Origin of the sequence: Propionicimonas sp., assembly GCF_047606205.1 — a bacterium.
GTDB lineage: Bacteria > Actinomycetota > Actinomycetes > Propionibacteriales > Propionibacteriaceae > Propionicimonas.
This window is the reverse complement of the sequence record NZ_JASGES010000087.1, coordinates 1-15439: the sequence shown is the minus strand read 5'-3', so window position 1 is coordinate 15439 and position 15439 is coordinate 1. Positions and strand designations below refer to the sequence as shown.

Sequence of the window (15439 nt, the reverse complement as noted above, 5' to 3'; positions counted from 1 at the left end):
TGCGGGGCCGCGGCCGGCGGCACGGGGGCCGGCGGCTCGACGGCGGAGGGCGACTTGGTCTCCTCCTTGAACTCCCGGATGGCGGTGCCGGCGCTCTTGCCGAAGTTCGCGAGCTTGGTCCCGCCGAACAACACCAGTGCCACCACCGCGATGATGACCCATTCCCAACCGCCCAGATTCGGCATGACGCTCTCCTCAGCTCTCCGCAGGCTCGATCAAGTTGTACCCCGTGCTCGCAAGCCGGGCGTGCTCCGTTGCGTATCTTCTCCCCACACCCGCCGGTCTCACGAGACCACCAGCGTGAAGCGAGCCGCCCGCAGGTCCCTGTCGCGGGAACTGCGCCCCGCGAGCAACTCGAAATCGCCTGGTTCGACGATACGCTCGCCGGCGGCGTCGGTGATCGTACAGGCCGCCACGGGGAGTTCGAAGGCGACCTCGGCCGACTCCCCCGGCGCCAGCCGCACCCGCGATGCGCCCTTGAGCTCCTTGTCGGCCCAGGTCAGGGAGGTGACCAGGTCGCGCAGGTACCACTGGACGGTCTCCGCGACCGGCCGCACCCCGGTGTTGGTCACCCGCACCCGCGCCCGGACCGCCTCCGTGGGGCGCACGAGGGCCGTCTCCAGGACCGGGGTGCCGTACTCGACGCGTCCGTACGACAGCCCCTCGCCGAACGCGAACAGCGGCTCCTGGGTGAGATCGGCGTAGCGGTTGCCGTGCTGGCCGCGCAGCTGGTTGTAGTAGACCGGCAGCTGCCCGACGTGGACGGGGAACGAGATCGGCAGCCGCCCGACCGGCTCGCTGTCCCCGAACAGCAACTCTGCGATCGCCTGCCCGCCCATCGCGCCGGGGTTGAACGCCTCGACCAGCGCGGACGTCGCCGCGAGCGGGCCGCGCGGCAGCACCAGCGGCTTGCCGTTGACCAGCACCACCACCAGGGGCTTGCCGAGCGCGGCGACGCGCGTCCACAACTCGACCTGGCCACCCTGCAGCTCGAGGGTGGCCGTGGAGCGGGCCTCGCCGTTGAGCAGGACGTTGTCGCCGAGCACCAGCACGACGACGTCGGCGGCCTCCGCTGCCGCGACGGCCTCCGCCAGCAGTGCCTGGTCCGCGGGAACGGGGGTGATCAGGGGAGGACGGGGCTGGCCGTCGGGGAAACTGTCCCCGGCGGGGTCGGGGGCCAGCGTCGCGATGCCGCAGCCGGTCGCGTGGGTCACCCGCCAGCCGTGCGCGGACGCGGCGTCGCGCAGCCCGGCCAGCACGGTCACGACATCCCCGGGCTGGTAGTCCGGCCCGAGCCACGAGCACTGCCCCGAACCGCCGGCCCAGTCGCCCAACTGGGCGCCGCGGTCGTCGGCGTTGGGCCCGATCACGGCGATCGTGCCGGACGCGGCGGTCAGCGGCAGGGTCCCGTCATTGGCCAGCAGCACCAGCGACTCCCTGGCCACCTCGAGGTTGGTCTGCCGGTGCGCGGCGCTGCCGATCACCGCTGCCTGGCGGGCCGGGTCGGGGCCGCCGGGGTCCTCGAACAGGCCGAGGTCGAACTTCAGGGCCAGCACCCTGGCGACGGCCGCGTCGACGGTCGCCTCGTCGAGGATCCCGCGACGGATCGCCTCCTGCGCACCGTCGTAGAACCCCGGAGTGGTCATCACCATGTCGTTTCCCGCGTTCATCGCCCGGGCGGCGGCCTCGGCGTGGTCGGCACAGACCTGCTGCTCCCAGACCATCCGGCCCACATTGTCCCAGTCGGTGACCAGCACGCCGGAGAAGCCCCACTCCTCCTTGAGGACGTCGTTGAGCAGCCAGCGGTTGACGGTGATCGGCACGCCGTCCATCGACTGGTAGCCGATCATGAACGTGCGGCAGCCCTCCCGCGCCACCCGCTCGAAGGGCGGGGTGAACCACGAACGCAGCTTGCGCCGCGAGATGTCGGCCTCGGAGGCGTCCCGACCGCCCTGGGTCTCGGAGTAGCCGGCGAAGTGCTTGGCCGTGGCCAGCATCGCGGTCGGGTCGCCCAGCCCCTCGCCCTGGTAGCCGGCCACCATGGCGGACGCGAACTCGCCGATCAGGAAGGGGTCCTCGCCGAAGGTCTCGTCCACCCGCCCCCAGCGCAGGTCGCGGGCGATGCACAGGACGGGCGAGAAGGTCCACTTGAAGCCCGTGCTGGTGGCCTCGATCGCCGTGACCCGGGCCGCGCGGCGGGCGTTGTCGGGGTTCCAGCTGCAGGCCATGGCCAGCTGGGTGGGGAAGATCGTCGCGCCCGGCCAGAACGAGTGGCCGTGGATGCAGTCGTCGGCGAGCAGGAGCGGGATGCCCAGCCTGGTCGCGGCCGCGAGCTCGATGGCATGGGCGGTGCGGTCCGGCGGGATGTGCAGCAGCGAGCCGACGGTCCTGATCGTGACGAGGTCGTCGAGGTCGCCCTGGGCGTCCAGCTGCAGCAACTGGCCGACCTTCTCCGGAAGCGTCATCCGTCCGAGCAGGTCCGCAACCCGCTCGGCGGTCGGGACCGCCGGGTCACGGTAGCCGGCCATTCGCACTCCTTCGTGAGATCGCTCTCATAGACTGCCACACGAAACGGCTCGAGGAGGAACCCATGGACCAGGCAGGACGCCGGTTGCGGCAGGGACAGCGCGCACAACTGTTCGTCCACGATCTCGACACGGGCACCGACACGCTGGTGACCGAGTCCTCGACGCGCCTGTTCGAGGCGCCGAACTGGACCCTCGCGGGGGATTGGCTGCTGGTGAACGCCGACGGCCTGCTGTTCCGCGTCCCCGCCGGTGGCGGTGACCTCGAGCCGCTGCTGGTGCCGGGCCTGCCCGGGATCAACAACGACCACGTGCTGGCACCCGACGGCCGCACCGTCCACGTGTCGGGCTTCGACGGCCATCTGTACGCCGTCGACCTGGTCGGGCTCACGTCGCGGCGGGTGTCGAACGACCGCGGCGACGCGTTCGTCCATTTCCTGCACGGGGTGTCGCCGGACGGGACCCTGCTCGCCTACATCGGCATGGACCTGCTGCCCGGCGGCGGCGTCCGCACGAACATCTGGACCGTGCCGACGGCCGGTGGCGCGGACGTCCAGCTGACCGACGACGACGTTCCCGACGACGGTTCGGAGTTCAGCCCGGACGGGGAGTGGCTCTGGTTCAACTCCGAGCGCGGCTCGACCACGCGCGGCCACGCGCAGTTGTTCCGGATGCGGCCGGACGGAACCGGCGTCGAGCAGCTGACCCACGACGAGCGGGTGAACTGGTTCCCGCACGTCTCCCCCGACGGGTCGAGCGTCGTCTACGTGAGCTTCCCTCCCGGCACACAGGGCCACCCCGCCGACCGCGACGTCGCCATCCGCCGTCTCGGACCCGACGGCACGGGCACCGACCTCGTCCACCTCTTCGGCGGCCAGGGCACGATGAACGTGCCCAGCTGGGCGCCCGACAGCCGCCGCTTCGCCTACGTCGCCTACCCGCTCGCCTGACCCGCGGCGCCGGCGAGCGCGCCGCGCCCGGTCCGGCCGGGCGTGGACGGGTGAGACGCCGATGGCGGCCGGTGCAGCAGTCTCCTAGGCTCGGGACCCGACCGAGAGGAACCCATGAAGCTCCAGGACTTCCCGCGCCACCCGCTCACCTTCGGGCCGAGCCCGCTGCAACACCTGCCGCGGCTCAGCGGGCATCTCGGCGGTGCCCAGGTGTGGGCCAAGCGCGAGGACGTCAACAGCGGTCTGGCCTTCGGCGGCAACAAGGTGCGCAAGCTGGAGTACATCGTCCCCGACGTGCTGGCCAGCGGTGCCGACACGCTGGTCTCGATCGGCGGCTACCAGTCCAACCACACCCGCCAGGTCGCCGCCGTCGCCGCCCACCTCGGGCTGAAGTGCCGGCTCGTCCAGGAGCACTGGGTGCCCTGGGAGGACCCGATGAACGACCGGGTCGGCAACATCCTGCTCTCCCGGATGATGGGTGCCGACTCCCGCCTCGACCCGGCCGGCTTCGACATCGGCATCCGCGACTCCTGGAAGAACGCGCTCGCCGAGGTCGAGGCCTCCGGGGGCACCCCCTACCCGATCCCGGCCGGCGCGTCCGAGCATCCGCTGGGCGGGCTCGGCTTCGCCAACTGGGCGTTCGAGGTGGCCGAGCAGGAGAAGCGGTTCGGCGTCCTGTTCGACACGATCATCGTCTGCACGGTGACCGGGTCCACCCACGCCGGCATGATCGCCGGGTTCGCGGCGCTGGAGGACCTGACCGGCGTGAAGCGGCGGGTGATCGGCATCGACGCGTCCGCCACCATCGAGCAGACCCGCGACCAGGTGGGACGCATCGCCCGGCACACCGCGGAACTCATCGAGCTCGGCCGCGACCTGCGCGACGACGAGATCACCGTCCTGGAGGGCTGGGCGGGTGACCTGTACGGCATCCCGGTCGACTCGACGATGAACGCGATGGCGCTCGGCGCCCAGCTCGAGGCGATGATCACCGATCCGGTCTACGAGGGCAAGTCGCTGGCCGGCCTGATCGACCTCGTCTCCTCCGGCGAGATCGGCAAGGACTCCACCGTGCTGTACGCGCACCTCGGCGGCCAGCCCGCGATCAACGCCTACCACCGGCTCTGGAGCTGACCGCCGGCCCCGTCTCCACCGCAACCGCGCCCTCCCTGCGAGTCACGCCGCTCCCGGCGGCGCTCAGATCGTCCGGGTCGTCCCGTCGGCCTCGGTCGCGATGACGCGGAACGACACCGACGCGAGGTCGGCGTCCAGCCTCGCCGAGACATCGCCCCTGCGCCAGGTGATGTCGAGCCGGTCCGGCCCGGTGTCCGCCACCTCGCAACTGGCGTCGAAGCCGAACGCGCCGAAGGTGTTGCGGAACCGGAGCAACTCCAGCTGCCGCTGGACGACGGGTAGTCCGAGGCCGGCGTCCACCTCGTCCAGCGTCAGGTTCGTCCGGTTGATCTCCTTGTGCCCGCCCGATCCGGCGCGATCGACGGCCGCGTGGTCGTTCTTCCCCGCGAACAGGTCGAGATACCACACCTGGGGCTTGCCCGGCACGAACAGCTGGACGGCACGCGCCAGCAGGAGCCGGTCGTCGCTCTCCCCCAGCGCGCTGCCGTACGTCGCGTTGACCTGGTAGTACACGTTCTCCGCGCCGTGCAGGTCCTTCACGTAGCCGCCCCGCCCCACGATGGTGGCGATCAGGGCCCGGATCCGGTCCTCCTCGAGCAGCCCCCGCAGGTCGAGCACGGGGATGCCGTCGTGGCAGCCGAGCATGTTCACCGTGTGGATCCGCTTGTCCCGCAGCTCGACGATCCACCGCTTGAGGGTGGACGCGTCCGCCCGTTCGATCGCGTCGATCAGCAGCCCCGGCAGGAAGAAGTCGTAGGTCAGGAAACCCTTGTCCGCGATCAGCTCGTGGATGCCCTCCGCGTAGGTCGAGTGGATCTCGGGCAGCAGGATCAGACCCCGCCGGTCGGCGAGTTCCTTCACCTTCGTCAGCAACTCCCAGGTTCCCGGGTCGTTGAGGAAGTTCCTGGCCCCCGGTTCCTTCGGCGCGTACGCGAACGCGTCCAGCCGGACGACCTGCGCTCCGTAGCCGGCCAGCCGGTCGAGGGTGTCGGCGTAGAAGTCCCACACGAGCGGGCTGTTGATGTTCAGGTCCATCTGGCCCAGGTAGGTCCGCCTGCTCTCGACGAGGTCGACGACCACGTCCCTGACCTCCGCGTAGCCGGTGAAGTCGGCCTCGCCGGGACGCCTCCCCTGCGCGAGCGCGGAGGCCACCCGCCCGGCGAGCACGTCCGCCCTGCCGTACTGGAGCCCGGTGGCCCGGATCAGCTCCTGGGTGTCCGGCGCGGTGTAGCGAACCTCCTGGTAGAAGGTGTTCCAGTAGGGAACCTCGCGACCGTCCGGCAGCCGCACCATCAGGATCGGCAGCCCCGGCTTGCGGAAGAACATGTCCGCGATCAGCGCGGGGTCGGGCTGGATGTAGCCCTCCGCGGTGAGCTCGCCGTGACCCGACCAGAACGCGTTCCAGTCGATGAAGAAGTCCGCGTAGGGCGAGCGGTCGCCGCGGGCGAGGAGGTCCTGGAACTGCGGGGACAGCACCGAGGCGTGGTTCAGGATGAAGTCGAGGGTCAGGTCGAGGCCCGCCTCGGCCAGGGCGTCGATGTCGGCGGGAGTCGCGAACTGGTCGGAGAGGCTGTAGTCGATCACCGAGAAGCCCCGGTCCAGGTCGGTGTTGAAGACGCTGGGCAGCAGGTACACGGAACTGAACACGTCGGCCAGCTCCGGACGCCGCACGAACGACACCACGTCGGCGAGGCTGCCGCCGATGCTGTCGGGGTAGACGTTCAGCATCGGCCCCGCGCCGGGCAGGTCGGCGCCCATCGCCGCCAGGTAGCCCGCGTGGTCGAGGAGTTCACCGGCCAGCGAGACGATGATCCTCGCCTTCGGCGCCTGCGCGCGCAGCATCGCCTGCTCGAGTTCCAGCACGGTGGTGGTGAAGGGGCTGTCGACGGCCCCGTCCCGGCTGCGGGCGCGCCGGTGGGCGAGGGTCTCCTCCGGCGTGCTGTTCAGCAGGATCGGGATGTCGACCCCGCTGAGCTGGTCGGAGTTGCCGTGGGTCCACTCGATCACGATCACGCGGGTCCCGCTGACGTCGACGGCGTCGTACCAGAGCTGCTCCGGCGTGCGCCCCATCCGTTTGAGCATCAGCAGCGGCGCGCCGGCGTGGAAGGCGGCGAGGATGCGGCTCACCTCCTCGAAGTCGGTCTCCTCCGGGGTGCCCAGGTAGCCGGCCAGCGCCCGGCGGGCCGCCTTCTGGTAGGTCGCCAGCCACGGATGGGAGGCCCGCTGCGCCGGGTCGGCGTCCGCGCCGGACGCCTGGAGCGCGGCGAGGACGCTCCGCACCCGCTCCTCGTAGGCGCCGGACGCCAGCAGCCCCCTGGTGCCGCCGGCCCGGTACACCCGCAGCCGCTCCGCGTCGTTGGCGGCGGGGACCCGCCGCGGGTAGTTGTCGCCGGAGAGCACGTACGCCCCGACGCCCCGGAGGTTCAGCCCGTGGGCGAGCAGGGAGCCGGTCTCGGACTTGCCGACCCCGGAGCCGCCACAGACCGCGACGACCGCGCGCCCGCCGTCGGCGAGGAGGGGCTCGAGCTGTCGCCACAGCTCGGGGAAGACGGCCCGTGCCTTGGCGAGGTGGGCCTCCCCGATCCGCACCTTGTCTCCCGGCATGTCACCGGTGGGCACGGCGGCCAGGTCGGGAACGTCGGGGAAGCTCACGTCCATGTGCACTCCTCGTGGTGTCGCCGGCCGCGGGCCAGGCCGGGCCGGACCGCGGCGAGAGCCGGCTAAATCGATTGACCAAATGCTAGGTCCGGACGCTGTCCTCCCGCCAGCCCTCCGCGGAACCGCAAGCCGCTACGGTGACTCCGGCAGCGGAGGGCCTGGCCCTTCTGCCGGTGTTCCTCGTCGTCGCCACACTCTGGGCGCCGCACACCTCGCCGTCCCTGGGGGTTCCGTGCATTCCAACATCACGATGGCCGTCGTCCTGGCCGTGCTCGCCTCCGTCGCGTTCGCCGCCTCGTCCGTGGTCCAGCACCTCGCCGTCGCCGACGAGTCGACCGAGGAGCGGGAGGCCCTGGGGGGCCGCCAGCTCCTCGCGGTGGTCAAGAACCCGGTCTGGCTGGCCGGCCTGGCGCTGCTCGGCCTGAGCGCCGTCGGCCAGGTGGCAGCCCTCCAGCTCGCGCCCGTCACCGTGGTCCAGCCCCTGGGTGCGCTCGCCGTTCCGTGGACGATCCTGCTGTCCGCGCGGGTCCACCGGAACACCGTCAGCCGTGGCATGTGGACGGGGACCGCGATGACCCTGATCGGGACGGTGGCGGTCGCGTGGGTCGCGATCGCGCACGCCACCGACGCCCCCGTCCTGCGTGCCGACCGGCTGGTGATCGGCCCGCTGGTCTGCTTCGCGATCGCCCTGGGCCTGGCGCTGGTCGGGGCGAAGGGTCCGCTGGCGTGGCGGTGCCTCGCGTGGGCGCTGGCCGCGTCCGTGATCTACGGCATGGAGTCGGGGCTGGCCAAGGCGATCGGCGCCTATCTCGCCTCACAGTCCTGGCAGGGATCGGCCACCTTCTGGTTCATGGTCGCGTCGATCGTCGTGGGCATCGCCCTCGCCGGGGTGTGGATCCAGCAGGGCTACGCCGCCGGGGCCGCGGAGATCGTCGTGGGCGGCCTGAACGCCGGAGCCCCGATCGCCGGTGTGGTCTTCGGCATCGCGGTGCTGGGCGAGGGCGCCCTCCTGCGGGGAGACACGGTGGCGATCACGCTGATGCTGGTCTTCGCCGCGGTCGCCCTCACCGGCGTGGTGCTGCTGTCCCGGCATCACCCGGGCGCTCCGGCGACGTAGTGTGCGGGCCGCGAACCGGGCCCGGAACGTAGATGGTTCCTGCCCGGGGGGATGGGGCAGGAACCTCCTTCGAGTATAGGTGTCCCGAACGGTGGTGTCACCCCTACGGGGGACACGACGCGCGGGGCAATCCTCAGTGCGGGCGGGCGGACTCCGCCTCTGCCTTCAGCTTCTCCATGTCGAGCGACTTCACCTGGTCGACCAGCTGGGTGAACTGGCCCTTGTTGAGCGCCCCGGCCTCGCGGTAGACGAGGTAGCCGTCGCGGAAGGCCATCAGGGTCGGGATCGAGGAGATCCCCAGGTCGCCGGCCAGACCGCGCTCCGCGTCGGTGTCGACCTTGGCGAACACCGCGTCCGGATTGGTCTCCGACACCGCCTCGAACACAGGGCCGAACATGCGGCACGGTGGGCACCAGGTCGCCCAGAAGTCGACGAACACGATGCCGTTGTCCTTGATGGTGTCGCCGAACTCGGCCTCGGTGAGGGCGATGGTTGCCATGTGGGTCATTCCTCCGGGTCTTCGGGTTACTCGTGCTGAACGCCGCAGCGGCACCCCGGTATTCCCGGGCCAGGCCGCCCGGACCTGCCCGGAGAGCCCGGCGGGACGCGCGGAGGCCCACCCGGCGGCTCAGGGCGGGCGGCTCAGTCCAGGGCGACGAAGATGTGGTCGGCCGTCGTGGCCGGCAGGGCGACCTCGTGGTCGTCCTCGCCGAGCAGGAGGTGGTGGCCCACCAGCGAGGCGCGCACGGGCGTGCCGGGCAGCGCACCGGAGGCCTGCATGGCCTCCAGCGTCGGCGGGTCGTTCTGGATGTGCTCGCTCATCCTCAGCACGACCACATCGTGCGCCCTGCCGTCGGCCAGGCGCAGCGACAGCAGTTCCGTCCCGTCCAGGAAGCCCTCCGGGGCAGGGGCCACGTCGAGCTCCTCCAGTGCCGGGATCGGGTTGCCGTACGGCGAACGGACCGGGTGATCGAGGATGCTGACCAGCCGACGCTCGACGTCGGTCGAGATCACGTGCTCCCAGCGGCAGGCCTCCTCGTGGACGAGGTGCCAGTCGAGCCCGATCACGTCGGTCAGCAGCCGCTCGGCCAGCCGGTGCCGCCGCATCACCCTGGTGGCGAGTTCCAGCCCCTTCGGGCTGAGGACGAGATGGCGATCGGGATGCACGCTGACCAGGCCGTCCCGCTCCATCCGGGCAACGGTCTGGGAGACGGTGGGACCGCTCTGCTTGAGGCGCTCGGCGATGCGGGCACGCAGCGGCGGCACACCCTCCTCCCCCAGCTCGTAGATGGTGCGCAGGTACATCTCGGTCGTGTCGATGAGGTCGGTCATGCTCTCCTCCCGGCGGTTCGTTGCCAGACTATAGCCATGGGACCACCACAGGGGTGGCGATCTGTGAGCGTCGCCCCCGAACGGCTCGCGGCGTGGCTGGAACGATTCGGGCTGCGCCACGGCACGCCCTCGGTCGAGAGCACGGCGGACGGGGTCGTGCTGCGGTCACCGGACGGCGCACAGGCCCGGATCCGGACGCCCTGGCCGCCCACCGGGCCCTCCGACGACCCGCTCGCCGCCCTGGTGCTGACCACGACGCGTCCACGCCTGGTCGGCGTGCTGATCGTGCGGCGCGAGGCTCACGCCGTCGGGGTCTTCGACGGCACGAGGCTGCAGGACGGACGCCACCACAGCCACTACGTGCAGGGTCGCACGAAGGCCGGAGGCTGGTCCCAGCAGCGCTACGCGCGCCGCAGGGCGAACCAGAGCGCACGGGCGTTCGACGCCGCGGCGGCGGATGCCGCTGCCGTCCTGGTTCCTGTCGCCGGCCGACTGGAGGCGCTGGCCACCGGCGGCGACGGGACCGCTGTCAGTGCCGTCCTCGGCCAGCCTGCCCTCGGCGACCTGGCGGGGCTGCCCCGGCTCGGGGTGTTCCCCGTGCCGAACCCGAACGCCGGCGTGCTCGCGTCCTTCGCGGAGGTGTTCCGGCGGGTGCCGATCGATCTCAACGACCTCGCCTGAGGCGGCCGCCGGGGCAGGTCCGGCGGGCCTGCGGCCCTTCCCGGTGTGCCCGGGAGCCGGGAGGCCGGCAGGCTGCGGGTGCGGGGTCAGCGACGACGCAGGAAGACGACGAGCGCGGCGAGGATCGCCAGGATGCCTGCCGCGCCGATCGCGAGCGTCTGGCGGGAGTTGTCCGGAGCCGTGTCCGACGTGTCGTCGGAGCCGGTGGTGTCGTCGGTCGTGATCGGGCTCGCCGTGCCGGTGGCCTTCGCCGTGCCGGTGGCCTCCGCCGTCCCGGTCGCGACGGCGCTCGCCGTCGGGGTGGGGCTGGGCGTCTCGGCGAGAGCGGGGGTGCCTGCGGCGCCGAGCGCCGCGACCAGGGCCACGGCCAGCAGGGCCACGGCGCGACGAACGGCCACGATCATGGCCCGGAGCCTACCGTCCCGCCCCCAACACGGTTCCCAGCACCACGAGCACGAGCAGGAGCACCAGTGCTCCGCTGACGATGAGGCGTCGGGATCGCGGGTTCACGTCCACAAATCTATGCCGGGCGGTTAGCGTGGGGTTCATGGGATCGGTGCGGCTCTACGCCATCTCGATCGTCGAGGTACGCGGCATCTTCGGCGCCTCGGACGACACGTCCACGGCCCTGAGGGCCGTCGCGGCCGATCGCTTCGGCGGGTCGGCCCCCGCCCAGCCCGGCCTGTTGGGAAAGCTCGGGCCGGTCCTGCGCCGCGCTCCGGACGCGCCCGTGCTGAGGCCCGACCTGCCGAGTGGGTCGGACGTGGACGCGGTGCTGTCCGGGCGCCACGTCCCGCCGCACCGGCTCGGCGCCTGCTGGACGCTGCTGGAGGCCTGGATCGACGTCCTCTCCTGGGACAGCATCGGCAGGGACTGCACGGAGGCCCAGCTCAACGACTTCGACTTCGCCCTGGCGAGGGCTGAGGTGCCGGCCCGCTACGGCCTGCGCAGCCTGCTGCGCACCGATCTCGGGATCACGATGCTGCCCGCCCCCGGGGTGGCCGCCGGCTGGGCGGGCCACGAGCAGGCCCTCGAACTCGCCGATGCCTGGCGTTCGGCGCTGGACCGGCTCGATCCGCCGACCGGCCAGGTGGCCGGGACGATCCTGGCCTGGCTGGACCGGTTCCCCGGCTGGGCCGCGGACGCCCGCGAGCAGCGCCGCGAACCCCCCGACCTCGTCGCCGTCCTGCGCGCCTGACCCACCCCGACCGTCCCCACCCGGCCCGCGCCACGACCGCACCGCCCCGACGGTGAACGGGAAAGGGGACACACCCGCGAACGGGAAAGGAACCGTCCCCCATCCCGTTCGGGGGACGGTTCCTTTCCCGTTCGCAGAACCGTCCCCCATCCCGTTCGCAGAACCGTCCCCTATTCCGTTCGGGGGCTGTGCCCATCGGTTCGCGGGACGCGGCAGGCCTCCGCTGGGGAGCAGCCCTCGCGGGCGGTGCACCGCTACGCTGAGCAGCCACGGAGCAGGGGGGCGGGAACAGGTGCCGGACGTCAGCGCCAACGGGACGTGGTGGGTGATCGTCCTCCTCGTCCTCGAGATGGCCATCCGGGTGGCCGCGGTGATCATCGTCCCGCGCGACCGGCGGCCCACGGCGGCGATGGCCTGGCTCCTGGCGATCTTCCTGATCCCCGAGATCGGCGTGCTGCTGTTCCTGCTGATCGGCAACCCACGGCTCCCTCGCGCGCGCCGGCTCCGGCAGGACGAGATCAACAGTTCGATCCGCGAGGCGACCGCCGAGGTCGACTTCGGCCCCCCGTTGCCCGACGCCCCCGCGTCGTTCACCTCACTGGTCCTGCTCAACCGCAATCTCGGGGCGATGCCCCTGTCCAGCGGCAACGCCGCCCAGCTGTACCCCGGCTACGAGGACAGCATCCAGGCGATGGCGGACGCCGTGCGCGGCGCCCGCTCCTTTGTGCACGTGGAGTTCTACATCCTGCAGGCGGACGAGACGACCGAGGTGTTCTTCCAGGCGCTGGAGGAGGCGGCCGCACGCGGGGTGACCGTCCGCGTCCTGATGGACCACTGGGCCAACCGCAGCAAGCCCTTCTACGCGCAGACCCGGAAACGGCTCGACCGGATCGGTGCGGCATGGCACCTCATGCTCCCGGTGCAGCCTCTCAGGGGTCGCTACCAGCGGCCCGACCTGCGCAACCACCGCAAGCTGCTCGTCGTGGACGGCCGGCTCGCGTTCACCGGCTCACAGAACCTCACCGACTCGACCTACAACCTGCCGGCGAACCTGCGCCGCGGCCTGCACTGGGTCGACCTGATGGTGTGCGTGCAGGGACCGGTGGTGACCAGCATCGATGCGGTCTTCCTCGGTGACTGGTACAGCGAGACCGGCGAGGTGCTCACCGACGAGATCAGCCTCGATCGCCTCCCTGCCCGCTCCGGCTGCCTGGACGCCCAGATCGTGCCCTCCGGACCCGGCTTCGAGTACCAGAACAACCTGAAGCTGTTCATGGGGCTGCTGTTCGCCGCGCAGCAACGGGTGATCATGGTCTCGCCGTACTTCATCCCCGACGAGGGACTGCTGGTCGCGATCACCACCGCCTGCCAACGCGGCCTGCAGGTGGAGCTGTTCGTGTCCGAGGTGGGCGACCAGGCGATGGTGTACCACGCCCAGCGCAGCTACTACGAGGCCCTCCTGCGCGCCGGGGTGCGGATCTGGATGTACCGGAGGCCGTTCATCCTGCACTCCAAGTCGATGACGATCGACGACGAGATCGCGATCATCGGCTCCAGCAACATGGACATGCGCTCCTTCGGGCTCAACCTGGAGATCTCCATGCTGGTGCGCGGCCGGGAGTTCGTCTCGCACCTGCGCGAGGTGGAGGCCGACTACCGCGCCGCGTCCCGCGAGCTCACGCTGGAGGAGTGGCTGCAGCAGCCGCTGCGCTCGACCGTCCTCGACAACCTGGCCCGGCTCACCTCCGCTCTCCAGTGACCGGACGTCTCTCCTGCCCGGCCCGAGAGCCGCTCCCGTCGCCGGCGCAGGGGTACGGGGACGGTTCCTGGGTCGGTCCGGCTCCGGGCCACCGCGTCGGTGACGGAGCCGGACCGTTCGGGCAATCGGCGGTCAGGAGATCAGACCGGTGATGATGCCCTGGCCGAAGTAGAGGACGAAGGCCGCGACGACCACCCACATCAGCGGGTGCACATCCTTCGCCTTGCCCTTCAGCGCCTTGATCAGGGCGAACGCGATGAAGCCGGCACCGATACCCGTCGTGATCGAGTACGTGAACGGCATCAGCACGATCGTCAGGAAGGCCGGAATGCCCTCCTCCGGCTCGTCCCAGTCGACGTGGACGACCTGCGACATCATCAGGAAGCCGACGAAGAACAGCGCCGGGGTCGCCGCCTCGGCGGGGACGATCTCCACCAGCGGGGCGAGGAACAGGGTGAGCAGGAACGCGATCCCGGTCACCACGGACGCGATGCCGGTGCGCGCACCCTCGCCGACGCCGGACGCCGACTCGATGTAGGACGTGGCGGACGAGACGGAGCCGACACCGCCGGCGATGGCCGCGACCGAGTCGACGAGCAGGATCTCCTGCGTGTACGGCGGGTTTCCGTCCCCCTGGAGCAGGCCGCCCTCGGCACCCACGGCGACGATCGTGCCCATGGTGTCGAAGAAGTCGCTGAGCAGCAGCGAGAAGATCAGCAGCAGGATGCCGATCACCGCTCCGGCCCCACCGGCCGAGGTGAACGCCCCGAACATGTCCACCCGGCCCAGCAGGCCGAGGTTGGGCAGGGTGAAGCCGCTGGTCAGCGCCGGCAGGTTCTGGATCCAGCCGGTCGGGTTCACGACCGCTCCGGTGGCGTCCTTCATCAGCGGCAGGTTCAGCACCGCCTGCACGACCACGGCGATGATCGTGGCCGACAGGATCGCGATCAGCAGGGCGCCCTTCACCCTGCGGATGTACAGCGCGACGATCAGTGCGAGGCCGATCAGGAAGATCGCGATCGGCCAACCGAGCAGCTCGCCATAGACGCCCAGCTGCACCGGGGTGCCCGAGCCGGCGCGCACGACGCCACCGTCGACCAGGCCGATGAAGGCGATGAACAGGCCGATGCCGACCGAGATGGCCGACCGCATGGAGCGGGGGACGGCGTCGAAGATCGCCTTGCGGAAGCCGGTCAGCACCAGAATGGTGATCAGGACGCCCTCCCAGACGATCAGGCCCATCGCCTGCGGCCAGGTCATCTGCTTGACGATGGTGTACGCCACCAGCGCGTTCAGGCCGAGGCCGGTTGCCAGCGCGATCGGGAAGCGGCCGTAGACGCCCATGATGATCGTCATGATGCCGGCGATGAGCGCGGTCGCTGCGGCCACCATCGCCATCGACGTCGCCACCGCGCCGTCCACGGACGGGGCGACGCCGGTGATCAGGTTGCCGTTCACATCGACCTGGGTGCCGATGATGATCGGGTTGAGAATGATGATGTAGGCCATGGTGAAGAAAGTCACCAGGCCGCCGCGGACCTCGCGTCCCATGGTCGAGCCACGCTTGGAGAGTTCGAACCAGTTGTCGATGGTCTTGTTGGTCTGTGGGGCTGGAGCCGCCGAAGTCGTGCCAGGGTTCGCCATGGCGGAATGGTAGGGGCGCCGAACCGGGCCCTATCGTGGTGTCCGTGAGCCAGAACAACCACCCGCACCGGCCGCTGATGGTACAGGCGCCCGTGCGGGCGCTGGATCCCGACGGGCTGGCCGTCGTCACCGCGGGGACGATCGGCTTCGCGGTCGGCGTCGCGGTGTGCTGGTGGGCCTACCCGCAGCTCGCCGCCACCGGCAGGGGCTGGTACCTGGGGGTCTCGGTCACCGGGATGGTGATCGGCCTGCTCGGCCTCGGGTTCGGGCTCTTCCGCAAGTCGCGACGCCGCCGCGCGGGCGGGGACGCCTCGACCGGCACCGCCGTCGGCCCGGCCTCGCCCGAAGCCCTCACCACGGACGCCGACGCCCCGGCCGGCGGCGAGGAACCGGGCACAGCCCCGCGGCGCGCCCTGCCGTCCGGGCCGACGATGCGGTTCG

Annotated in this window: 14 protein-coding genes; 7 read left to right on the top strand and 7 right to left on the bottom strand. The window is 71.2% G+C overall.

Annotated elements, in window-relative coordinates; translation table 11 throughout:
- A partial coding sequence (locus QM633_RS05865; RefSeq protein ID WP_415152799.1) for a twin-arginine translocase TatA/TatE family subunit occupies positions 1-185 on the bottom strand: 185 nt, incomplete at its 3' end.
- Between the two features lie 99 nt (positions 186-284).
- Positions 285-2528 carry a glycoside hydrolase family 3 N-terminal domain-containing protein gene (locus QM633_RS05860; protein ID WP_415152798.1) on the bottom strand — a complete coding sequence of 748 codons (2244 nt, stop codon included), beginning with the start codon at positions 2526-2528 and terminating at the stop codon, positions 285-287.
- 62 nt (positions 2529-2590) lie between these two features.
- On the opposite strand from QM633_RS05860, the gene QM633_RS05855 reads away from it, so the two are divergent.
- Together QM633_RS05855 and QM633_RS05850 are read left to right on the top strand one after the other, a co-directional pair.
- The gene (locus tag QM633_RS05855; protein ID WP_415152797.1) at positions 2591-3475 is read left to right on the top strand and encodes a TolB family protein; all 885 of its coding nucleotides are present in this window, start codon (positions 2591-2593) and stop codon (positions 3473-3475) included.
- A 114-nt stretch (positions 3476-3589) separates the two neighbouring features.
- On the top strand, positions 3590-4609 hold the full coding sequence (locus QM633_RS05850) for a 1-aminocyclopropane-1-carboxylate deaminase (RefSeq protein WP_415152796.1): 1020 nt from the start codon (positions 3590-3592) through the stop codon (positions 4607-4609).
- A 63-nt stretch (positions 4610-4672) separates the two neighbouring features.
- Here the strand turns inward: QM633_RS05850 and QM633_RS05845 are convergent, their stop codons facing one another.
- Positions 4673-7267, bottom strand: coding sequence for a sucrose phosphorylase (locus QM633_RS05845; RefSeq protein WP_415152795.1), 2595 nt, complete (start codon positions 7265-7267; stop codon positions 4673-4675).
- Positions 7268-7499: 232 nt separating this feature from the next.
- On the opposite strand from QM633_RS05845, the gene QM633_RS05840 reads away from it, so the two are divergent.
- Positions 7500-8384: a DMT family transporter gene (locus QM633_RS05840; protein ID WP_415152794.1), complete on the top strand. Its 885-nt coding sequence runs from the start codon at positions 7500-7502 to the stop codon at positions 8382-8384.
- A 133-nt stretch (positions 8385-8517) separates the two neighbouring features.
- Here the strand turns inward: QM633_RS05840 and trxA are convergent, their stop codons facing one another.
- A complete protein-coding gene (trxA, locus tag QM633_RS05835) occupies positions 8518-8883 on the bottom strand; it encodes a thioredoxin (protein ID WP_415152793.1) in 366 nt (121 codons plus the stop codon).
- Between the two features lie 143 nt (positions 8884-9026).
- Positions 9027-9716: a metal-dependent transcriptional regulator gene (locus QM633_RS05830; protein WP_415152792.1), complete on the bottom strand. Its 690-nt coding sequence runs from the start codon at positions 9714-9716 to the stop codon at positions 9027-9029.
- Positions 9717-9752: 36 nt separating this feature from the next.
- On the opposite strand from QM633_RS05830, the gene QM633_RS05825 reads away from it, so the two are divergent.
- The gene (locus QM633_RS05825) at positions 9753-10397 is read left to right on the top strand and encodes an acVLRF1 family peptidyl-tRNA hydrolase (protein WP_415152791.1); all 645 of its coding nucleotides are present in this window, start codon (positions 9753-9755) and stop codon (positions 10395-10397) included.
- An 86-nt stretch (positions 10398-10483) separates the two neighbouring features.
- Here the strand turns inward: QM633_RS05825 and QM633_RS05820 are convergent, their stop codons facing one another.
- Positions 10484-10801: a hypothetical protein gene (locus QM633_RS05820; RefSeq protein ID WP_415152790.1), complete on the bottom strand. Its 318-nt coding sequence runs from the start codon at positions 10799-10801 to the stop codon at positions 10484-10486.
- 143 nt (positions 10802-10944) lie between these two features.
- Here QM633_RS05820 and QM633_RS05815 point away from each other — a divergent pair, with 143 nt between their 5' ends.
- Both QM633_RS05815 and cls read left to right on the top strand, forming a co-directional pair.
- On the top strand, positions 10945-11595 hold the full coding sequence (locus tag QM633_RS05815; protein WP_415152789.1) for a hypothetical protein: 651 nt from the start codon (positions 10945-10947) through the stop codon (positions 11593-11595).
- A 292-nt stretch (positions 11596-11887) separates the two neighbouring features.
- Positions 11888-13354 carry a cardiolipin synthase gene (gene cls / locus QM633_RS05810; RefSeq protein ID WP_415152788.1) on the top strand — a complete coding sequence of 489 codons (1467 nt, stop codon included), beginning with the start codon at positions 11888-11890 and terminating at the stop codon, positions 13352-13354.
- 132 nt (positions 13355-13486) lie between these two features.
- On the opposite strand, the gene QM633_RS05805 is transcribed toward cls, so the two are convergent.
- Positions 13487-14998: an NCS2 family permease gene (locus QM633_RS05805; protein WP_415152787.1), complete on the bottom strand. Its 1512-nt coding sequence runs from the start codon at positions 14996-14998 to the stop codon at positions 13487-13489.
- Positions 14999-15042: 44 nt separating this feature from the next.
- On the opposite strand from QM633_RS05805, the gene QM633_RS05800 reads away from it, so the two are divergent.
- Positions 15043-15439: hypothetical protein (locus QM633_RS05800; RefSeq protein ID WP_415152786.1), on the top strand; the 397-nt coding region annotated here is incomplete at its 3' end.